Source organism: Citrobacter sp. CFNIH10, from assembly GCF_002934585.1.
GTDB classification, from domain to species: domain Bacteria; phylum Pseudomonadota; class Gammaproteobacteria; order Enterobacterales; family Enterobacteriaceae; genus Citrobacter_A; species Citrobacter_A amalonaticus.
On the sequence record NZ_CP026216.1, the window covers coordinates 3,032,692 to 3,051,240 of the forward strand.

Genomic DNA, 18,549 nt, shown 5'->3' on the forward strand with positions numbered 1-18,549 from the left:
CTTAATTTATGCTGACTGGAGTCCGCCAGATTGTTTCTCTTCAGCGCGGGTATTCCAGCGCGTCACAGCGGCTTGTTCGGAGTCCTGAAACGCCACCGTGGCCTCACAGGAATTGCAGCAGGCGCGAAAATTATTCGAAATCTCCCGAACCCGGATAGATGAACAACCGCAGAAAGGGCAGGGCTTGACGTTATCGTGTCTCATCGTATTTCCTCGCTGGTGGGCTTTATCCACCGAAGCTATTGAGCCGAATTTCAGGTTCATCACCGAGCTCGTACATGTGTCCCATTTCGTTCATGATGGTGCTACTGCCATTGAACCAGGTAACCATGCATCGCCAGTGCTGACTGCCGTTTTCACCCCAGCGGCTCACGCCCGCAGCATCCATTTCGTCTTCAGTGATAAAGAAATCCGCGCCCGGCAGTTTCTCGGCATCAAGGCAGATCTCAGGCTCAACGACGAAGCAGATACCGTTGCTGTTCATGACGTACATACGCCGCTCAAGGGTTTCAGTACTGACAATGACCTGCTTATCAGAAGTAAGGTGTGATTTAGTGACTTCCATGCGAATCAGGTTCTTTGCATTAGCCTGTCCACTCGCAAAAACCATTGACGCATTGCGAACCATTAACTCAGCAGCTTCTTCACCGAAGCTACGAAGGCCCATCAGTGCAAGCAACTCACTACATTCGGCTTTACCGAGGTTGCCAGTAGTCAGATTAACCACGCCTTGTAGAGTGCTCAGTTCAACCGGTTGTGACCGGAGGATGTCGCGAAGCAGTGTATTACCCGCCGTGCCCGGGTCGCTCCAACTGGAGGATTCGGGACGCTGATTTTCAAGAAATAGGGCGCTTTGCAGTAAAGCCGCTGGTGGCTTTCCGGCAAAACTCAGTTTTACTCTGACCGAATCGAATGGGTGCATGACGGCGGTTTCTCCATAATATCGTGAAGCTAAAAACTGTTTTAATCCTATTATCCCACCGGTCGACAATTGACGAAGTAATCGGGTATGAAATGGACACCCCTTCGATAATTCACATATAGCGAAGCCTTTACGCCTTTGTCTTATCCGCAGGCTGGGGAATGCAATAACTTAAGATGGTGATAGTTTCCCCACGCTTTGCTTTAGGCGCGGCACTCTGGCATTCATCATAGGTTTTGTAGTCAGGTATTTTCTGAGAGGTGACACCACTTGGATTAAGACCACTTGAATAAAGCCCAATCACGAGAACTAAAGTAAACATGTTATTACTCCAGAATGTATTGATGGAAAGTAAGTGAGAATGCCATTATCCATTTCTCCTAAAATCCCGAAAAAACTTTTCAAGAAAGGTACTTTTCGGTTACTTCAGCGTAAGCATACTTAGATCGCAAAATGAGTGAATAAATAACTTTGCTCTGCAATTGTTTTTGCTGAACTTCAAATTAATCAGTCATCGATTTCATCAGGCAAGTGAAAAGCTGAGACGTAAAGCTTGCCATCATGAAAATCCAAACCATCTTGGCAGTGATAATCGGAAATTCGAGAGTGCCAATATAATAAATAATAATTATCAATCCCCCCAAGGCCAGACATCCAAGGAGACCTGCTGCTGCCTTTAGGAAATCACTGCCTTCAGGATTCTGGAATGTGAATCCAGTTATAATCAGCGAGGAAAAACAAGCGAACAAACAAGTTCTATACAAAGGCCAGTCCCCGGATATAACATTTTCTCGAATAAGCACTGCCCATATCAAAAATTCAATGCTGAAAATAATCAGCGGAACTGCGAGCACACGAAATGAAAGTTTTTCATATAAAGTGGTAATAATTGATGTCATAGCAAACCCCGCTTGCAATATTCAAATTAATTTTCGTGGTTTTTACCTGCTTTTAACAAACGCGTTATTTCATCAGTAAGGCAGAAACTTTTCCCAGATGATGGTTTCCCGATAACCACAACGTGACCAGTACTTGGAGTTCCCTCTACTTTAAAAAATGCAAGTTTTGCATCGATAATTTTATTTTTCATTGCATCGGTAACCTTGTATGACGTGGGGGTAAATTTTGTGCGTTAATGTTCAATGATAATATTAATCGCGAAATACTGTATCTATAGGGTCTGTTGATTAAGACTATCCCTCTTGAAGTAAAATACAATCATCATTCCTATCTGTATGGAATAGGAAGCCAATTCAGCATATGTTACATAATTGCTTGTGATGAAGGAAAAACCTCGCGCGATTACAAGTAGGAGTATTGATGCAATAAACACTAAAACCCAAACGGTAAGCATTCCCAGCACTGAAAGAAAGTACTCATATTCATTTGGGTCGTAAAATACAAATGCTGTTGAGAATATTGCAATAATACATAACGGAAGTGATGTAGCGAGTTCCGACCATTGAAGGTCAATTTTTCCAACCACCAGCAATGTAGAAATGACAGCGTACTGTATAGCCGATAGAACTGTTACCGGAATCGCAGCTCGAATGAACTTAAAAACAGAATGTTGTGTTTTAGCCTGGTTTTTCATGTGTTACCACCTGTCATTTGTTTCGAAACCAATCATAACCAGAGTGATAGATTTCAGAGTGAATAAACCACTACAAAACGCCCCCATTTATTGCTGGACATCATCCGCAGGAGTGGCATAAAACTCACGACCTGACGCGCCGAGTTTTTTCTGAAGCTTCTTTGTTGCTTCAGCCTGACTTCGGGCCTTGAAATAGAACGTCCTGATAAAATCCCCATTGTTGTAGTTAACGTCCTCTGGATTTGCCCATTTCTGCATAGCAACAAACCGGATAGAAGGCTTCGGGATGGTTTTCACCTCGACATACCCCCGGCCCTTGCAGCGAAAACACACACCGCCTTGAACGTGCCGGAACGCTCGGATCTCACCCTTACCACCCAGACAGCGTGGGCATTCAATTTTATGCATAGCAACCTCTCGACTGTTGATTAACGAATTTCGCGCCTGAAAGGGGGCAGGGATGCGAGGATGTCTTTCCCGTAGGCTTTTGTCTTCAGGCGTTTATCCAGGATAGTCACCGCGCCGGTATCGCTCTCTGTGCGGATAAGCCGACCAACGGACTGGGTCAGTTTGAGGCAGGCCTCCGGTATCGAGATTTCCCGGAAAGCATCACGCCCGTTTTTCTCCAGCCACTCCGTCAGGGTCTGGCCCACCGGGTCGGTCGGAACGCTAAAAGGCAGCTTGGCAATGATGACGTTGTTGCAGTACACGCCAGGCAGATCCACCCCTTCACTGAAAGAAGCCATACCAAAGATAATGCTCGGCTCACCACGGTCGATTCTGAGCTTATGGCGCAGCAGTATTTCCCGTTTTGGAAGTGCCCCCTGTATCAGCAGAAGCGGTGAAATGTGTTGAGGCATCGCCTTGCTGACTTCTTCCATCTGCCTGCGGGAGGCGAACAGCACGAGGCAACCCTGAAGCCGAAGCACCAGTTTGGGAAGGAGTTCGATGATCTCCGCCGTATGTTCTTCATGATTGGTCGGAACCGAGCGCATACGGGGGATGAACAACACGCCGTTGTTCTGGTAATCAAACGGGCTGCGGGCCAGCAGGGTAGGTGTATCGACTGGAAGACCGGCCTGCTCCAGGAATGCGTCAAACTTGCTAAGGGAGCGGATTGTTGCCGAGGTCACAATGGTGGCATAAGCCTTCGACCAGAGCTCGGATTTCAGGTGTTCGCCCGCATAGACCGGACTGCAATTAATCACCACTTCGGTGCTGCGTTTAGTACGACGGACGTTAATCCACCGGGCCATAGGCATACCAGAGACGGTTTTATTCCCGCAGTATGAGGCCAGAGCCTGATGCATACCCGCCAGGCGATTTGCCAGCTCGCCGACAGCCATCTTTTGAAGGGCCAGTTCTTCCTCGCTGATATCCCGCCCGGCCTCATCTACAATCGCCGTCATTTTCACAACGATATTCTGCATCTCGTTTACTGTCTTTAACCCAGGCTTAAACAGGGCCGCAATATCTTCAGGAACGAAACCTTCCGGGAAGCGATAGATGTCCGATTCCGTGCCATTTGGCATTTCGTGATCGTTTCGCCAGTTCAGGGAGCGTAAAAGTGTCCCCCGCAGCTCACCGAGCTCATCACCGGCATGGCCCGCAAGCTCCACCAGCTGCTGCACGTGCTTTTCCATAGTCCCGCCGTAGGACTCTGGCATGGTCATTACCATGTCGAAGATTTCGCTCATGAAATGCCTGCTGGCATCGAGAGAGGCGGAGGTCGCAAAGTGGTTAATTGCTTTCTGCGGAACGTGGTGACCTTCGTCGAACACATAAATGGACTCTTCCTGCGGGGGAAGGATAATACCGCCTCCCAGTGACAGGTCAGACAATACGATGTCATGGTTGGCGATAACCACATCCACCGACTCCAGCAGGGCGCGGGCGAGGAAGAACGGACAACGGTGATAATGTGGGCAACGCTTTTTAGGGCACTGACTGCCAATAGCATTGACCCGACCCCATACCGCCTCATTGATCTCATCAGGATAGGAATCACGCTCTCCTGTCCAGTGACCACCAGCAAAGGCCTTGCTGATATCCTCCACATCATCGCGGATGTAGCCATAGGCATTCATCTCGCTTTCCATATGAACGTCACAGCGCATCTGGCAGAAGTAACGGCTACGGCCCTTCGCCATCGCATAGGAGAAGCTCAGGCCCGCTCTCGCCTGTATTTCTGGCAGATCCTTGGAGATGATTTGTTCCTGAAGCGCAACGGTTGCCGTGGAGATGATCAGCGTCTTATGCTTTTCCATCGCCAGGGGGATCAGCGGCAGACAATACCCGAGTGTTTTCCCTGTCCCCGTACCGGCCTCAATAACCCCGACGCGATACTGCTCCTCAGCGGGGGTAGCGTTAACGACTGCGCTGCAAAACGCCATCATGTCTACCTGCCCGGCACGAGGGGACAGACCCTTTGCGTCCAGGAAGAAGTGATAGGCTCGCTCAGTCATTTCAGCGGCAGTCATCCGGGGTTTATTGTCTGGCATATCCGTACCTTGTCCTCTGCTGCTCAGGAGGCACAGCCCGGCAGCGGCTATCGAAGTCAGGTACATCCTCATGCTGGTGGATGTACCGGGTTCATCAGTCTTCCAGTGAATGGCCTTTAAAGCGTCTCACATAGCGTTTAATTTCAGTTTCGGCCTGTTCCAGTACAGCTCGGTTGCAGTGCTCAAGAACACAGTAAGGCCCATGTGCTGGCCCGCCATCGCTGGTTTCGCAGGCATCAAGCTTGAGCCGAACGGAGGCATCGAAGATAAATTGGGTGATTTTCGCAATGGAGATCTGGTCTTTGTCTTCCTGCTCTTTGGTGTCGATGACATCGCCGTTATACACGTCGAAATCGAGCCGCAGGCGGTAAACTGTGTCGATTGCCATAATCGGATCCCTTCAGAGGATGTCGTAGATGACTGGGACGCGGCCACGTTCTACCTGTTGATTCAGGGTGCGGAAACCACCGTGATCAACGATGTAGAATTCACCCGCCACGGCGGAGCGATGGAAGTCGGCGAGCTCTTCAGTGCCAAAGACGAAAACCGGGGTTCCAGAGGGGACGGTCATGCAGGCAGTTTTTCCGCCATAGCCGCGAACCGTAAAGGTGATTACCCCATCCGCGCTGGTGGGCAGGAAATCGGCGAAAATCGAATGAAAGGCTTTATTCGCCTTATCGCTGAATACGTCGGTCAGTGTCTGCATGATGCGCCCCGTGATCTCGTTTTATGTTGTACTGATACCAGTACAACACGGGCCCGGCAGGTGACGAAGGCGATACGTCGGGTATTATCAGAATGAATATGTCGGTCTGAAATGGTTTATCAGTGAGCCATCAGCTCCGGCCCCGGGACGCGAATCAACGGTCGTTATGCTGTAGCACCTCCACGAACTGTCCGCAGCTGTCGCAGCAGTACTCATTGGCGAACCTGCCATCGTCTTTCCAGTTGTTTGCCCCGCAGCGGCAGAGCAGTACACGTACCTGAGAAGGGCGGATGCGAGCTTGACCGAATTTGGTTGTCCACTGAGGCTCGCCATCAAAGCGAAAAGAGTCAATGCGAAACCTGCTTTCGCGTTCGTAGGTGTTGAGGTATTTGAAGTACAGCTCTTCAGAGAGAATGGCATCGGTCATCGTGTATTCCCTGTCTGGCCCCGTGGAGGGTGATTTGCGGCAGAGTGTTGCGTTGCGAAAACTGCCAGGTTGTCGGAGCCATTACACCACGGGTCATACAGGTCACGAAGGGGGTTACTTACCAGCCAGCGCTTTCTCTTCCCTGGTAGCCAGGCGCATTTGCCCGAAACCTTCACGGATCAGCAACGGCTTTTCTTTCTTCCAGCCCTTAACGACGGACTCACCGAAACGACGCGGGGCGTTACCATTCCAGGTGGCTATGACGTGGTTATCATGGACTTCGACAATCACGACCGGGTGGACGACAACTGTTTTAAGTGTGGTGTTGCCCATATTTACCCGGCTAACCGACCAGACACTCATCCCGACTTCCAGCTGGCTTATTTTCATCTTCATTTCCTTCTAAACGAACGTAGTGCGCCACGGCGTAATGTCGTGACGCACATTACCATGCCCGGGGCTTATCAGAACATAAGCCAGGTGGCGTTACCGGCAGTATTTCTGGACTGGTAGGCTTTTGCCTGCGCGTGAAGCAGCTTCCACAGCTGACGAAGTGTAGCAGCATGATTTTCACCACCAGCATTAACCCGCAGTTCGCCGATCTCGCGGGTAACAGTGAAACAATTCCGGCTCTCATCCCAGCCTGAATGTTCACGCGCTTCCACCACCAGATCATTAGACGTATCAGGGCCGGTCTTTGCTGCATTCAGCACGAACTCCGTTTTAACAGTAATACGGCTGGCGTTATCCGGCGCATCCAGAAAGACGGTGAACCCCTCAGTTCGGCGGTCAGTTATACGACGGCTCCCCCAGGAGGTGATCCCCCTCTGGACACGCATCATTGAAAGAGCGTGGGACTCGGTTGCCTGCACTGTGCGATACAGGTCGGTCAGGGAAGAAAGGCTGAAGCTTTCAGGGGCAGTCTGGATAGCGTCGGTCATGGTAGATCCTCGGTTATATGGTGTGTTTTCTGGCTTCAGGAGCTGTCGTTTGCCACGTAATAGGACGTGCCTGGATAGAAGTAGCGGTAATCCGGCTGCATGTCATTGGTGATGACGGATGCTTCTTCCCAGACCCCGCTGGTGGACATAAACTCATCTGTCGTTTCATTCTCCAGCCGCATATAGCGTTCAGGAGCGCATTCCGCCCAGGCGCGTTTCACCGTATCCCAGTTAGCGTACTGGCTGATTTCAATATTCAGGGGCGCATTCTTCTCAGGCTGGTTACGGCGGGAACTCAGCACGAAATTCAGCTTCAGGACGATACGACTGTCGTTGTCAGGAGTATCCATCCAGATCTGGTATTCAGCCGTAGGCCGGGATGACTGGTTTTTGCGGCCCCACGAGGTGACACCGGTTTTAACCTGGACTATCGAGACTTTATGCGCATCAGTCTTGCCAACGCTGGTCATCAATTCAGACAGACTTTTAAACATGGTGCATCCCCAGTGATTATTGGTATGTTCGTTTTGTTTACTTATTAAATCACTGGTTACCCGGGTGACGAAGTCAGAGCCGGGTAAAAAAAGGACAAAATTTGCGGATTAGTGGCTGGTGGTGGTATTGGCCTGCGGGACAGGGCCATCGAACAATTTGTCAAAAAATTCCACGCCACGCTGGTACACATCGCGCAGCTCCATATCTTCACGCTCGGTCAGGCCCATCTTATTGAGCACGGCAAGGCCGGTACGAAGGCGAGGAATCAATACGGTTTCCAGATAGATCCTGCGGCCCGCAATAATTTCCGGGGATGCTTCATTGATGTAAAAATCAACGGTTTTCGTGATGCTGAAGTGCTTTACTTCGCTCATCGTCTGGTACTCCTCAGAATGATGTCATGATACTCGGTTTGATTCAGGGGAGGGGAGCAACCCGGGCAAACAAGCCCGGGCGCAGGCAGCAGTTATTCGAGACCCAGTGCAACGTGATCGCCATCATCAGAAAGGCGAATGAATAGCATCTGCGTACCGCCGCTCAAGCCGAACTGGAGATCCCAGCCTGGGACAGAAGATGTCTCGCATTCACGCACATCGATGACCTGGTCACGGTAGAGCAAGAAGCGTGTATCAGACTTGTCATCTTCAGCGACGTGGGCCATCTGATCAGCAAATTTGTCTTCGAGGTCGAACCAGCTTTCCAGCCAGACCTTATCAGAGACCAGGCTGATACCGCAGGCGGATTCCGCCGTGCCGGTCACAGCCTCAGCGACTGGTTCTACAGAAGTCATATTAAATACCGCATCAACTACCAGTGCCTGCTCTGAGGTCGCCGGGTAGATACCTTGCAGATAAACGCTATTGCCGTTCACTTCGAAGCCGTCTTCAAGACTGATGTCGTCATGATCAACGTCATAAACATCCGCGAGGTTGCGAAGACAGATCAGGTTGGCTTCATCTTCGTTCTCCGCTTCAATGCGCATCAGTGGCAGTTCGCCACCACTGGAGTCGGATTCATAGTAGTGAACGTAGAATACATTTTTCTCTTTGCTGGTGGTCATGGCGTTGCCCCGTGTTGTTCGTTTTGTTTACTTATAGTCTCACGGGGTATTCAGGTGACGAAGGAAATCGGGCATAAAAAAGCGGGGATTTAACCCCGCCAGTTTTGATATTTATAATTATGCCAACATGTAGTTCCAGCGCAGTTATTACTTAGGCCTTGGGCCTTTTCGTGTATTACTTTTTTCTGGCTCTTCCACCGACTCTTCTGCTGGTTTTTCCACCGACTCTTGTGTTGGCGTTGTAGTGGCTGCGGCTGCTGCTGCGGCAGTAGCGGTTGAATCGTCATAATCAGTGGTAGCAGTAACATCACCCGATTCAGTCATATGGAGAGTGACAGTGACAGGTTTGCCATCAACAGCAAAATTGAGACTAACTGAACCTTTCATCTTCAGTAAGAGTGCGGCCCGGGTATATCCATCGGAAAGTTTTAAACCAACAGAAGCTAAAGCATCAGCAATTTTGTTATGAATATCGTTGCTCATTTTCATTCCTTAATGTGTGTGTATTAGCGGAATATCAAATCATAAGACTTCAACTGAAAAAGGGTCAGAAGTGAAAAGTTATTTTCTATACGTATGATGGCACAGGAAGGTGGGGTGACGAAGAAGAATAAGCAAAAAAAAAGCGGGGTATTATCCCCGCAAAACTACACACAGCAATTCAATAAAACAACTTCCAGGGGGGCGATGCACACATCACAACTTCGGTCTGTCAGACGGGAACCGGCCTTGGGCGCTTGTATCCCATTTGACGAAAATTTGGTTTTAAAACCGGTAAATCGTTACTCTTTCTTCCTGCTACCCCGGTCTATCACCGGGGTAGCGGAGTCCGCCATTCTCGGCAGCGCCAGCTGATCAGATTACATAGACTCAGATTTAAAGTTACGCGTTCGCATATAACCTCCTTAGTGTGGGCCGGTTCACTGGATTGTGAATTGTCAGTAACGCTAAATTTGTAGACTTCAGGTCTACAGCCTGGCTTATATAGGCAGGCGCGGCAGTTTTTTAAGAGTTTGAACGTAACGAGAGCATTTACATAAATCCTCCTTTCTGTAGCTGACCAGATTTAACGTCTTTGTCTATTCAGTGAACCATACCCTATTCATGTGACGAAGGTTTCTGAGTGTAAAAATACGTAATAAGCAACGCTATTATCGCTAATTCTAAAAAGGCACTGTTGCAAATAGTCGGTGGTGATAAACTTATCATCCCCTTTTGCTGATGGAGCTGCACATGAACCCATTCAAAGGCCGGCATTTTCAGCGTGACATCATTCTGTGGGCCGTACGCTGGTACTGCAAATACGGCATCAGTTACCGTGAGCTGCAGGAGATGCTGGCTGAACGCGGAGTGAATGTCGATCACTCCACGATTTACCGCTGGGTTCAGCGTTATGCGCCTGAAATGGAAAAACGGCTGCGCTGGTACTGGCGTAACCCTTCCGATCTTTGCCCGTGGCACATGGATGAAACCTACGTGAAGGTCAATGGCCGCTGGGCGTATCTGTACCGGGCCGTCGACAGCCGGGGCCGCACTGTCGATTTTTATCTCTCCTCCCGTCGTAACAGCAAAGCTGCATACCGGTTTCTGGGTAAAATCCTCAACAACGTGAAGAAGTGGCAGATCCCGCGATTCATCAACACGGATAAAGCGCCCGCCTATGGTCGCGCGCTTGCTCTGCTCAAACGCGAAGGCCGGTGCCCGTCTGACGTTGAACACCGACAGATTAAGTACCGGAACAACGTGATTGAATGCGATCATGGCAAACTGAAACGGATAATCGGCGCCACGCTGGGATTTAAATCCATGAAGACGGCTTACGCCACCATCAAAGGTATTGAGGTGATGCGTGCACTACGCAAAGGCCAGGCCTCAGCATTTTATTATGGTGATCCCCTGGGCGAAATGCGCCTGGTAAGCAGAGTTTTTGAAATGTAAGGCCTTTGAATAAGACAAAAGGCTGCCTCATCGCTAACTTTGCAACAGTGCCTATTAACCAGCGGTGTTAGAGCAGGAGTCATCGGTACGGCTGCCGTTACCGCGCTATGTGGGATAACTTTCTTATGGTCTTATCCCATGATGTACAACGCGTACGAAAAAACAGCCCGTCAGGAAGTGGTCAGGCAAAAAGTTATTAGCCAGCAGCTTGCGGCAGGAAAACAGGCGTTTACCATCCCTGATTACTATTTTGTCAAATTGCAAAACAGTGGTGGTCACTTTGGTTTCTTCCACGATCCCGCAGTCTACGGCGACTATTATGGTGTTCAGACCATTATCAAGAAGAAAGTGAAGTTTGACTATTCAGTGGTTGCTGATGGGCAGCAGCATAAACTCGCTAACGATACTGTGGCCTACAGTAATACGGAAGGTGATTTAGTCGTTATTAGCACGACCCCACTCTCCTTGCAGATGACGGTAACTGTGGATGGCGTGAAGAAAATGATTCAGCCTGAAAAGATGAAACAGGCAGAAATTAACCAACAATTCTGGTACTACGCGCCCATCGATAAAGGTGAGGTTACAGCAATCTCGCTCTGAACCTCAGTGATAATAAAGCCCCGCTCTTTACTTAAAGGCGGGGCTTTACGCTATTTTAATTACATATTCGCGATAATCGCGTCGCTAAACTCTGGACATTTCAGCAGGTTAGCGCCTTCCATCAGACGTTCGAAGTCATAGGTTACGGTCTTAGCTTCGATAGCGACTTCCATGCCTTTAACAATCAGGTCAACCGCTTCGAACCATTCCATATGACGCAGCAGTAACCATTACCAGTTTTTCCCGGTATGCAGTCGTTGGTCCTGGCAGTGTCATTCATTATGTGTAGTGGCTCGCAATCGAAAACAGTCGGACTCGCAATCAAATTTTGTCGGCTCACGTTAAGTGAAAATGAAATTGGCCCTTACACTCATGTTGGCCGTCTAGTTAGAGTCTACCCAAAACATACAGATCAATGAGACGGTAATGCCGCCTCATAAAGGTTTGAACCAGATTTACAAGACAACCAACATTCGACATCTAGAGCCAAACGAGACGTTTTTTTCATTTGCAGTTATTGTGGGTCAGCCAAAATGGATTGCGAGTCCATCTGGCTGATTGCGAGCTGATTATCACTTAATGTGAGCCGGGAGCATTTTTCATTTGCAGTTAATCCGAGCCGAAAAATGGGATTATTGCGAGTCGGTGAAATTTCGATTGCGAGCCGTTACAATTATGCTTCAGGTGACAGCACGGTTGGAGGATATCAGATTGAACAAGGTGGAAATAAAGTTGCATATGCTGTCGGCAGTGCCCTCCATACCAATTCAACTTAGGTCAAAAATCATTCAGTCGTTTCCTGTTGTATAAAAGGCCGCAACTGGCATCAACAATCGACCGTTTTACGACACCAGTAAATCATATGCAAAACAGGGTTCAAAAAATTAGCATATTGCTTTTATGATACCACCATGACATTATGATACCGTTTTTGATACCATCAAAGGGAAGGTTATGAGTCGTGTATTTGCCTACTGTCGTGTTTCGACCAGCGAACAAACAACAGATAATCAGATTCTGGCAATTCGTCAGGCCGGATATGAGGTCACTGATAATCGTGTAATCTCTGAAATCGTTTCTGGTGGAGTTCAGGCTATGCAGCGCCAGGCCTTCGCGGATATGGTTAATCATAAGCTCGAAACTGGGGATCAACTGGTTGTATTGAAACTGGACCGTCTGGGCCGCGATAACATTGATGTACAACAAACCATCTCAATGCTGGTTGAAAAAGGGATTGACGTAGTATCGCTCGATCTTCCCGTCCGTAACCTTGCAAACGCTGAAGGGAAGCTAATGTTGCAAATGTTTTCCGCTTTCGCTGAGTTTGAAAAATCACGCATTACCGAGCGAACCAAGGAAGGACTTGAACGAGCAAGGAAGGAAGGTAAAAAGTTAGGTCGTCCGGTTGCAAAAGATACTCGTAAGCGAGTTCAGGAAGCGAGGAGCAGAGGTCTCAGCCAGTCAAAAGCGGCTGCTGAATTAGGGTTGAGTCTTCCGACCATCAAACGGAACTGGAACGTACAGCAAGCCTGATGCAGCCACACCCAGTTACCTCGCCAACATAGGAGGTAGCTCTGCGTTACATTGAAAAATAATGTACCACAGACCACAAACCGGAAACATGTTCATGAAAAACTAAAACCAATCAGCGGTAATGGAAAGTTTATCAAACAAACATTGAAAACCGTTCTAAAACAGCCTGTGTGAAGCTGTGAGAGGTTTAAATCGCGCAGATAATGAAATGCACTACCACAACCTTAGAAAGGCTTAGAATGCGTTATAGGCAGGATTTCTAATTAAAGTACGAGGCACGCAGTGCCGAAGAATCTACTCTTAATCAGAGTATCAGATCAAATATCCAAATCAGACTGATTGAAATTTATATCACTCTCAAATCAGCTATGAAATGAAAAACCACGAGCGAAGCGAGTTTCGTCAAGCGAAGCGAAGACGAATAGGTATTAAACTGTTCAAGTTTTAATCTAAAATGTCCACTTTTCCCTATATATAATATATATTATAAAAGTGGACATTGGACACTCCCTTCGGTCGTGTCCCTCGCTTCGCGAGGATATCTGATTTCTTTGTGGATCAGGTTTTGAACATAAAATTGTTCGCTCGCTGCGCCCTTGAATATCGGCACTATGTGCCTCAAGTTCTGCCTGATGTAATCATTTAGGTTGAATAACCAAATCATTCTGACGATTCCAGTCTATTGAGTTGTTATGATCTGTTACCTATAATCAGAGGTTAACCAAGGGATACTGTCAAAACACACCACCAGAAGCTCTGAGAGCGATTCTAAGCGACTTTCATCGCATAAACAAACCAACCCACCACTGGTTGATTAAAAGCCCGCTGTGGGCTTCCTATGCAATATTTACGAATCCAGTGTTTTACGGTTTAACTTTGAAGTTGAATACAAGCGCGTTCCCTTCCCTGTTTGCGACTTCCCACGCTCTTTAGCCAGATAAGAAAGCCAGAATACCGGACCTTCGAGTGTTGCAGGAACCTTATCATAAATGACGTAGTGATCGGGATAGTCTTTAGTAGCTTTGGACAAGTTTACCAGTGTTGCTTTCCCACCAGTCAGTTTCATCCAGATCTCAGTAATAATACCAGCAATCCCTCTGTCTGGCGTTCCAAACCACCGTACCTGACGATGTGGGAGCGCAATCCAGCAATGGTAATGGGGTTGTGATGCTTTTTCCTGTTCGCATACCCAACCGTAAGCAAAATCGATGATAGGCTCCGATAAGCTCTTGTGTCCAGACTCCAGACGGGCACGCAATCGTTTGAACAGTTTGCGGATGTATTCGTTACCCGCGTCAACAGAAGTGAACTCAGGGAGGTGAAGATCAAAACGGGTCAGAAACACTCGACTGTAGCGTCTCTGTATCGCTTTTAGCTCGTTAACCATCGCCATAAGAATATCATGGCGAACACCAGAATCGGTTCTGGTATTGATACGGTATTCGTGACCATCATGAACAAAGGAGTTGCCATTGATGGTTTTGTAACGACCGTGTTTATGGTAGACGGTACGAAAGCAAGTGGTCGAAAAAATCGACGATTGGAACTGCGTTTGGGATTGTTGCATCATTGTTAAATCAAGCCTTATTGTATATTGCACTCAGAAAGAAACCACACCTCCTAAACAGGGCACTGTTGCAAAGTTAGCGATGAGGCAGCCTTTTGTCTTATTCAAAGGCCTTACATTTCAAAAACTCTGCTTACCAGGCGCATTTCGCCCAGGGGATCACCATAATAAAATGCTGAGGCCTGGCCTTTGCGTAGTGCACGCATCACCTCAATACCTTTGATGGTGGCGTAAGCCGTCTTCATGGATTTAAATCCCAGCGTGGCGCCGATTATCCGTTTCAGTTTGCCATGATCGCATTCAATCACGTTGTTCCGGTACTTAATCTGTCGGTGTTCAACGTCAGACGGGCACCGGCCTTCGCGTTTGAGCAGAGCAAGCGCGCGACCATAGGCGGGCGCTTTATCCGTGTTGATGAATCGCGGGATCTGCCACTTCTTCACGTTGTTGAGGATTTTACCCAGAAACCGGTATGCAGCTTTGCTGTTACGACGGGAGGAGAGATAAAAATCGACAGTGCGGCCCCGGCTGTCGACGGCCCGGTACAGATACGCCCAGCGGCCATTGACCTTCACGTAGGTTTCATCCATGTGCCACGGGCAAAGATCGGAAGGGTTACGCCAGTACCAGCGCAGCCGTTTTTCCATTTCAGGCGCATAACGCTGAACCCAGCGGTAAATCGTGGAGTGATCGACATTCACTCCGCGTTCAGCCAGCATCTCCTGCAGCTCACGGTAACTGATGCCGTATTTGCAGTACCAGCGTACGGCCCACAGAATGATGTCACGCTGAAAATGCCGGCCTTTGAATGGGTTCATGTGCAGCTCCATCAGCAAAAGGGGATGATAAGTTTATCACCACCGACTATTTGCAACAGTGCCGGTTAATAAGCCATGAGCCAGGAAAGAAATGGCCAGCAGAAAGAACATGAAGGTCCCGTTCATTACCCGGTCAGGGTAGGAGGGTGAGGCAAACATGATTAATGATGTGCCCAGACCTGTGCAAACCACCAGCGCTGCGGTAACAAGATGGCTCTTTTGAATGTTTGCGCGAATTTGCTTATTGAAGATAACCAATAGCACCAGCAGAAACAATACGACATAACCAATCCAGATAAGTGCCAGATGATTATGCACGCGTTCAGTCAGGTGAATGAAAATGCGTTCAAAAATGGATTTCCCATACCAAAAGTCTTTTCCGCTGGCGCGGATAAAGTTACCTGGAGAGAGAATTAAAACACATGATCCCAGGATTGCACTGATGCTGTAGATAATCTTATTGACTGAAACTGACTTTGTACGCCACAACTCGTACGCGATGGTAAGCACAGAAAGCAAGGAGACAAAAGGCGAGACGCTTTCATTAGAACAACCCGCCATAAAACTCAGCAAAGCGATTAATAGGTTGATCGTTTTGATATTTTGGGTCGTGATACGGTAGATATAAAACAACCATGCCGCGACGAAAAGGTTAGTCCAAAGATAGTTTGCCGCGCCCACAACCCAGAAGGTGGTTTGTCCTAAATTTGGGTTTGAAATCCAGTAAGTGAAAAAAATCAGCGGGAACAAAATATAATCAACTTTCGTCCAGCTTAGCGTGCCAGATGGCGTTTTAACAATGAAGTAGCAGAACGCAACCGTAGAGAAGCCCGCAGCAACGGAATAGACAATTTGTGATTGTGTGTAGAGAATCAGCGAACTGGCGTAATCGGCAATGATCCTGCCGCTCCAGGTCATATAATGATGTAAATGAGATTCCGGCGAGATCCCCAGAAGATAGTAGCGATAGTCGTCTGAGTGAATTGGTGTGAACCACTCAATGAGAAATATAGCCAAAAAAGCCAGCAGCAAAATCGCCGCTTTGGGTAGTAACTTTAGCATGGTCGTAATTATTCCATCGTCCTGTTTTTACTCTTCAAGATGTAACGAGGTCTCTGCTTAACCTCCGTGTAAACACGGCCAATATACTCACCGAGAATGCCGATGCCAATAAGCTGAATGCCGCCGAGAAAGAGAATAGCAGTCATGAGTGAGGGGTAGCCTGGAACAGGATTGCCCCACAGCAGCTTATCAAGGATCATCCACGCGGCATAAATGAGAGAGAGTGCGGAAACGCTAACGCCAATGTAGGTCCAGATCCGCAGGGGAAAGGTGGAAAAGCTGGTGATGCCTTCCAGCGCCAGATTCCAGAGTTTCCAGCCGTTGAATTTCGAATCGCCAGCAACGCGGTCTGCCCGCGCGTATTCAACAACATCGGTGCTGCCGCCTACCCAGGAAAGTACGCCTTTCATAAAAAGATTTCGTTCAGGCAATAATTTGATATTTTCCACGACATCGCGGGACATTAGTCTGAAATCACCCACATTTTCTTCAATCTTGGGCGTGCTGATTTTATTGTGTAATTTGTAAAACCACTCAGCGGTCTTGCGTTTCAACCGGCCATCAGTCGAACGGTCGGTACGCTTCGCCAGCACCATGTCAGCGCCTGCTTGCCATTTTTTAATAAGATGTGGAATCACCTCGATCGGGTCCTGTAAATCCACATCGATAGGGATTACCGCATCACCGGTTGCATGATCCAGACCGGCAAAGAGCGCTGGCTCTTTACCAAAATTACGTGTAAATGAGAGCGGTACGACCAGAGGATCGGCGACAGCCAGGGCGCTGATAATTGATTCGGTGGCATCATGACTACCATCATTGATAAAGATGATCTCGACGTCTAACGGCTTTAATGCCTCAAACTCTCTTACCGTCTTATAAAAAATTGGGATCGCGTCCTCTTCATTAAAGACGGGAACCACTAATGAAATTTTCATTTCATCTTCCTGAAAACAATGAACCGGGAATAAAAGAATCCGCAAATCAGGCTGATTGCAGAGAAGATAACAAGCGTAATAATTGGTGCCATTGCGCACTCATCGGCTATCCAACCGACAATACCGCTCAATGCCCCCATAAAGCCGACATACAGCAAATAGCGAGTGGTTGATATGGTTGATTTGAAGGTAAATCGTGCGTTAGCAAAGAAACTAAAACTAACGGCCACAGCAAACCCGACCACATTAGCCAGCGCCTGGCTTGTGTGGAAGGCATAGACACATACGGAGAAAATGATCCAATGCAAGGCAGTATTAAGTACGCCAATTGACGCGTACTTTGTGAATAATTTGAACATTACCAAAAATCAACAGGTTGAGATTCTACAAAGCCTATCAAGTTTCGTTGAATAAATCGAATCTTTACTGAGTTGAAGGATTAGATCACGCATCCGCGCCCGGTCGGCGATATGAGCCTGTTCTTTTTCGCGGTTAGACTCTTCTATTGCATGACGCATCGGGGCCTTCTGATAATCTTCGAACTGGTTCCATCCAGCCATTACAAGAAAACCTATTCCGCACAAACTAACAATACCGATCCCGATTTTCTGGTAATGACTCCAACTTACTGATAGTGTTTTATGTTCAGATAATGCCCGATGACCTTGTCATGCAGCTCCACCGATTTTGAGAACGACAGTGACTTCCGTCCCAGCCTTGCCAGATGTTGTCTCAGATTCAGGTTATGCCGCTCAATTCGCTGAGTGTAACGCTTGCTGATTACGTGCAGCTTTCCCTTCAGGCGGGATTCATACAGCGGCCAGCCATCCGTCATCCATACCACGACCTCAAAGGCCGACAGCAGGCTCAGAAGACGCTCCAGTGTGGCCAGAGTGCGTTCACCGAAGACGTGCGCCACAACCGTCCTCCGTATCCTGTCATACGCGTAAAACAGCCAGCGCTGACGTGATTTAGCCCCGACGTAGCCCCACTGTTCGTCCATTTCAGCGCAGACAATCACATCACTGCCCGGCTGTATGCGCGAGGTTACCGACTGCGGCCTGAGTTTTTTAAGTGACGTAAAATCGTGTTGAGGCCAACGCCCATAATGCGGGCGGTTGCCCGGCATCCAACACCATTCATGGCCATATCAATGATTTTCTGGTGCGTACCGGGTTGAGAAGCGGTGTAAGTGAACTGCAGTTGCCATGTTTTACGGCAGTGAGAGCAGAGATAGCGCTGATGTCCGGCAGTGCTTTTGCCGTTACGCACCACCCCGTCAGTAGCTGAACAGGAGGGACAGCTGATAGAAACAGAAGCCACGGGAGCACCTCAAAAAAACCATCATACACTAAATCAGTAAGTTGGCAGCATCACCGATTTTCTTATATAACTTGTTTACTTGCATATCCATTTATCATTCCTCTGCAAAAAGCGGCTTCGTTCG

The 18,549-nt window shown here is 48.2% G+C and carries 24 protein-coding genes and 3 pseudogenes; 3 read left to right on the forward strand and 24 right to left on the reverse strand.

All coding sequences use genetic code 11. From position 1 onward, the window contains the following. Positions 1-6: 6 nt before the first annotated feature. The 17 genes from C2U53_RS18095 to C2U53_RS18170 all read right to left on the reverse strand — a co-directional run bounded on the left by C2U53_RS18095 (position 7) and on the right by C2U53_RS18170 (position 9,129). Positions 7-264 carry a Lar family restriction alleviation protein gene (locus tag C2U53_RS18095; protein ID WP_306083951.1) on the reverse strand — a complete coding sequence of 86 codons (258 nt, stop codon included), beginning with the start codon at positions 262-264 and terminating at the stop codon, positions 7-9. After that, a complete protein-coding gene (locus C2U53_RS18100) occupies positions 227-922 on the reverse strand; it encodes a hypothetical protein (protein ID WP_007372278.1) in 696 nt (231 codons plus the stop codon). Before C2U53_RS18100 ends, C2U53_RS18095 begins: the two co-directional genes overlap by 38 nt. 130 nt (positions 923-1,052) lie before the next feature. Further along, entirely contained in the window at positions 1,053-1,244 is a 192-nt protein-coding gene (locus C2U53_RS18105) for a hypothetical protein (protein ID WP_016241560.1), read from the reverse strand. 181 nt (positions 1,245-1,425) lie between these two features. Continuing rightward, complete coding sequence (locus tag C2U53_RS18110) at positions 1,426-1,821, reverse strand: hypothetical protein (RefSeq protein ID WP_024196081.1); 396 nt, start codon at positions 1,819-1,821, stop codon at positions 1,426-1,428. A 26-nt stretch (positions 1,822-1,847) separates the two neighbouring features. Beyond that, the gene (locus C2U53_RS29965; protein ID WP_007372277.1) at positions 1,848-2,012 is read right to left on the reverse strand and encodes a hypothetical protein; all 165 of its coding nucleotides are present in this window, start codon (positions 2,010-2,012) and stop codon (positions 1,848-1,850) included. An 81-nt stretch (positions 2,013-2,093) separates the two neighbouring features. Then, on the reverse strand, positions 2,094-2,516 hold the full coding sequence (locus tag C2U53_RS18115) for a hypothetical protein (protein ID WP_024196082.1): 423 nt from the start codon (positions 2,514-2,516) through the stop codon (positions 2,094-2,096). An 87-nt stretch (positions 2,517-2,603) separates the two neighbouring features. Continuing rightward, positions 2,604-2,924 (reverse strand): hypothetical protein, encoded by a 321-nt coding sequence (locus C2U53_RS18120; RefSeq protein ID WP_016241561.1) that lies wholly within the window; start codon positions 2,922-2,924, stop codon positions 2,604-2,606. A gap of 20 nt (positions 2,925-2,944) precedes the next feature. Beyond that, positions 2,945-5,017: an ATP-dependent DNA helicase DinG gene (gene dinG / locus C2U53_RS18125; protein WP_016241562.1), complete on the reverse strand. Its 2,073-nt coding sequence runs from the start codon at positions 5,015-5,017 to the stop codon at positions 2,945-2,947. Between the two features lie 94 nt (positions 5,018-5,111). Beyond that, the gene (locus C2U53_RS18130) at positions 5,112-5,405 is read right to left on the reverse strand and encodes a hypothetical protein (RefSeq protein WP_007372274.1); all 294 of its coding nucleotides are present in this window, start codon (positions 5,403-5,405) and stop codon (positions 5,112-5,114) included. Between the two features lie 12 nt (positions 5,406-5,417). Then, positions 5,418-5,723: a hypothetical protein gene (locus C2U53_RS29970; protein WP_016241563.1), complete on the reverse strand. Its 306-nt coding sequence runs from the start codon at positions 5,721-5,723 to the stop codon at positions 5,418-5,420. Positions 5,724-5,877: 154 nt separating this feature from the next. Next, positions 5,878-6,150 carry a hypothetical protein gene (locus tag C2U53_RS18140; RefSeq protein ID WP_007372272.1) on the reverse strand — a complete coding sequence of 91 codons (273 nt, stop codon included), beginning with the start codon at positions 6,148-6,150 and terminating at the stop codon, positions 5,878-5,880. A 114-nt stretch (positions 6,151-6,264) separates the two neighbouring features. After that, positions 6,265-6,540 carry a hypothetical protein gene (locus C2U53_RS18145; protein WP_007372271.1) on the reverse strand — a complete coding sequence of 92 codons (276 nt, stop codon included), beginning with the start codon at positions 6,538-6,540 and terminating at the stop codon, positions 6,265-6,267. A 74-nt stretch (positions 6,541-6,614) separates the two neighbouring features. Then, positions 6,615-7,091, reverse strand: coding sequence for a hypothetical protein (locus C2U53_RS18150; RefSeq protein WP_007372270.1), 477 nt, complete (start codon positions 7,089-7,091; stop codon positions 6,615-6,617). Positions 7,092-7,126: 35 nt separating this feature from the next. Next, complete coding sequence (locus tag C2U53_RS18155) at positions 7,127-7,585, reverse strand: hypothetical protein (protein ID WP_104446210.1); 459 nt, start codon at positions 7,583-7,585, stop codon at positions 7,127-7,129. 108 nt (positions 7,586-7,693) lie between these two features. Beyond that, positions 7,694-7,960 carry a hypothetical protein gene (locus C2U53_RS18160; RefSeq protein ID WP_007372268.1) on the reverse strand — a complete coding sequence of 89 codons (267 nt, stop codon included), beginning with the start codon at positions 7,958-7,960 and terminating at the stop codon, positions 7,694-7,696. A gap of 92 nt (positions 7,961-8,052) precedes the next feature. Further along, positions 8,053-8,646, reverse strand: a complete 594-nt coding sequence (locus tag C2U53_RS18165) for a hypothetical protein (protein WP_007372267.1) — start codon at positions 8,644-8,646, stop codon at positions 8,053-8,055. A 147-nt stretch (positions 8,647-8,793) separates the two neighbouring features. Continuing rightward, positions 8,794-9,129 carry a hypothetical protein gene (locus C2U53_RS18170; RefSeq protein ID WP_007372266.1) on the reverse strand — a complete coding sequence of 112 codons (336 nt, stop codon included), beginning with the start codon at positions 9,127-9,129 and terminating at the stop codon, positions 8,794-8,796. A gap of 750 nt (positions 9,130-9,879) precedes the next feature. Between C2U53_RS18170 and C2U53_RS18180 the strand changes: the two genes are divergently transcribed. Both C2U53_RS18180 and C2U53_RS18185 read left to right on the forward strand, forming a co-directional pair. Beyond that, on the forward strand, positions 9,880-10,584 hold the full coding sequence (locus tag C2U53_RS18180; protein ID WP_001067855.1) for an IS6-like element IS26 family transposase: 705 nt from the start codon (positions 9,880-9,882) through the stop codon (positions 10,582-10,584). Positions 10,585-10,635: 51 nt separating this feature from the next. Next, positions 10,636-11,184 (forward strand): annotated as a pseudogene (locus C2U53_RS18185) (hypothetical protein); the annotation flags it as partial. 59 nt (positions 11,185-11,243) lie between these two features. On the opposite strand, the pseudogene C2U53_RS18190 reads toward C2U53_RS18185, so the two are convergent. Further along, a pseudogene (locus C2U53_RS18190) lies at positions 11,244-11,411 on the reverse strand (NADP-dependent isocitrate dehydrogenase); the annotation flags it as partial. 727 nt (positions 11,412-12,138) lie between these two features. Here C2U53_RS18190 and C2U53_RS18195 point away from each other — a divergent pair. Beyond that, complete coding sequence (locus tag C2U53_RS18195) at positions 12,139-12,717, forward strand: recombinase family protein (protein ID WP_104446213.1); 579 nt, start codon at positions 12,139-12,141, stop codon at positions 12,715-12,717. A gap of 847 nt (positions 12,718-13,564) precedes the next feature. Here C2U53_RS18195 and C2U53_RS18205 read toward each other — a convergent pair. The 6 genes and pseudogenes from C2U53_RS18205 to C2U53_RS18230 form a co-directional block, all read right to left on the reverse strand. Next, a complete protein-coding gene (locus C2U53_RS18205; protein WP_104446215.1) occupies positions 13,565-14,287 on the reverse strand; it encodes an inovirus-type Gp2 protein in 723 nt (240 codons plus the stop codon). Positions 14,288-14,397: 110 nt separating this feature from the next. Beyond that, positions 14,398-15,102, reverse strand: a complete 705-nt coding sequence (locus C2U53_RS18210; RefSeq protein WP_001067855.1) for an IS6-like element IS26 family transposase — start codon at positions 15,100-15,102, stop codon at positions 14,398-14,400. A gap of 54 nt (positions 15,103-15,156) precedes the next feature. Further along, positions 15,157-16,173 (reverse strand): annotated as a pseudogene (locus tag C2U53_RS18215) (DUF6056 family protein); the annotation flags it as partial. Next, on the reverse strand, positions 16,173-17,102 hold the full coding sequence (locus C2U53_RS18220) for a glycosyltransferase family 2 protein (RefSeq protein ID WP_104446216.1): 930 nt from the start codon (positions 17,100-17,102) through the stop codon (positions 16,173-16,175). The gene C2U53_RS18220 and the pseudogene C2U53_RS18215, both read right to left, overlap by 1 nt. Next, positions 17,099-17,461: a GtrA family protein gene (locus tag C2U53_RS18225; RefSeq protein ID WP_104446217.1), complete on the reverse strand. Its 363-nt coding sequence runs from the start codon at positions 17,459-17,461 to the stop codon at positions 17,099-17,101. Before C2U53_RS18225 ends, C2U53_RS18220 begins: the two co-directional genes overlap by 4 nt. 266 nt (positions 17,462-17,727) lie before the next feature. Then, positions 17,728-18,425, reverse strand: a protein-coding gene (locus C2U53_RS18230) for an IS1 family transposase (protein WP_223429336.1) whose coding sequence is annotated in 2 segments (ribosomal slippage) — positions 17,728-18,176 and positions 18,176-18,425 — 699 coding nt in all. Because the reading frame shifts where the segments join, the coding sequence is not laid out codon by codon here. Positions 18,426-18,549 lie beyond the last annotated feature (124 nt).

Bases quoted from the DNA above. Each gene is read 5' to 3' on its own strand.
- C2U53_RS18225 (WP_104446217.1), bottom strand. From the start codon at position 17,461: ATGTTCAAATTATTCACAAAGTACGCGTCAATTGGCGTACTTAATACT.
- C2U53_RS18170 (WP_007372266.1), bottom strand. From the start codon at position 9,129: ATGAGCAACGATATTCATAACAAAATTGCTGATGCTTTAGCTTCTGTT.
- C2U53_RS18210 (WP_001067855.1), bottom strand. From the start codon at position 15,102: ATGAACCCATTCAAAGGCCGGCATTTTCAGCGTGACATCATTCTGTGG.
- C2U53_RS18180 (WP_001067855.1), top strand. From the start codon at position 9,880: ATGAACCCATTCAAAGGCCGGCATTTTCAGCGTGACATCATTCTGTGG.
- C2U53_RS29970 (WP_016241563.1), bottom strand. From the start codon at position 5,723: ATGCAGACACTGACCGACGTATTCAGCGATAAGGCGAATAAAGCCTTT.
- C2U53_RS18220 (WP_104446216.1), bottom strand. From the start codon at position 17,102: ATGAAAATTTCATTAGTGGTTCCCGTCTTTAATGAAGAGGACGCGATC.
- C2U53_RS18165 (WP_007372267.1), bottom strand. From the start codon at position 8,646: ATGACCACCAGCAAAGAGAAAAATGTATTCTACGTTCACTACTATGAA.
- C2U53_RS18150 (WP_007372270.1), bottom strand. From the start codon at position 7,091: ATGACCGACGCTATCCAGACTGCCCCTGAAAGCTTCAGCCTTTCTTCC.
- C2U53_RS18205 (WP_104446215.1), bottom strand. From the start codon at position 14,287: ATGATGCAACAATCCCAAACGCAGTTCCAATCGTCGATTTTTTCGACC.
- C2U53_RS18110 (WP_024196081.1), bottom strand. From the start codon at position 1,821: ATGACATCAATTATTACCACTTTATATGAAAAACTTTCATTTCGTGTG.
- C2U53_RS18160 (WP_007372268.1), bottom strand. From the start codon at position 7,960: ATGAGCGAAGTAAAGCACTTCAGCATCACGAAAACCGTTGATTTTTAC.
- C2U53_RS18145 (WP_007372271.1), bottom strand. From the start codon at position 6,540: ATGAAAATAAGCCAGCTGGAAGTCGGGATGAGTGTCTGGTCGGTTAGC.
- C2U53_RS18115 (WP_024196082.1), bottom strand. From the start codon at position 2,516: ATGAAAAACCAGGCTAAAACACAACATTCTGTTTTTAAGTTCATTCGA.
- C2U53_RS18095 (WP_306083951.1), bottom strand. From the start codon at position 264: ATGAACCTGAAATTCGGCTCAATAGCTTCGGTGGATAAAGCCCACCAG.
- C2U53_RS18105 (WP_016241560.1), bottom strand. From the start codon at position 1,244: ATGTTTACTTTAGTTCTCGTGATTGGGCTTTATTCAAGTGGTCTTAAT.
- C2U53_RS29965 (WP_007372277.1), bottom strand. From the start codon at position 2,012: ATGAAAAATAAAATTATCGATGCAAAACTTGCATTTTTTAAAGTAGAG.
- C2U53_RS18195 (WP_104446213.1), top strand. From the start codon at position 12,139: ATGAGTCGTGTATTTGCCTACTGTCGTGTTTCGACCAGCGAACAAACA.
- C2U53_RS18120 (WP_016241561.1), bottom strand. From the start codon at position 2,924: ATGCATAAAATTGAATGCCCACGCTGTCTGGGTGGTAAGGGTGAGATC.
- C2U53_RS18100 (WP_007372278.1), bottom strand. From the start codon at position 922: ATGCACCCATTCGATTCGGTCAGAGTAAAACTGAGTTTTGCCGGAAAG.
- C2U53_RS18155 (WP_104446210.1), bottom strand. From the start codon at position 7,585: ATGTTTAAAAGTCTGTCTGAATTGATGACCAGCGTTGGCAAGACTGAT.
- dinG (WP_016241562.1), bottom strand. From the start codon at position 5,017: ATGCCAGACAATAAACCCCGGATGACTGCCGCTGAAATGACTGAGCGA.
- C2U53_RS18130 (WP_007372274.1), bottom strand. From the start codon at position 5,405: ATGGCAATCGACACAGTTTACCGCCTGCGGCTCGATTTCGACGTGTAT.
- C2U53_RS18140 (WP_007372272.1), bottom strand. From the start codon at position 6,150: ATGACCGATGCCATTCTCTCTGAAGAGCTGTACTTCAAATACCTCAAC.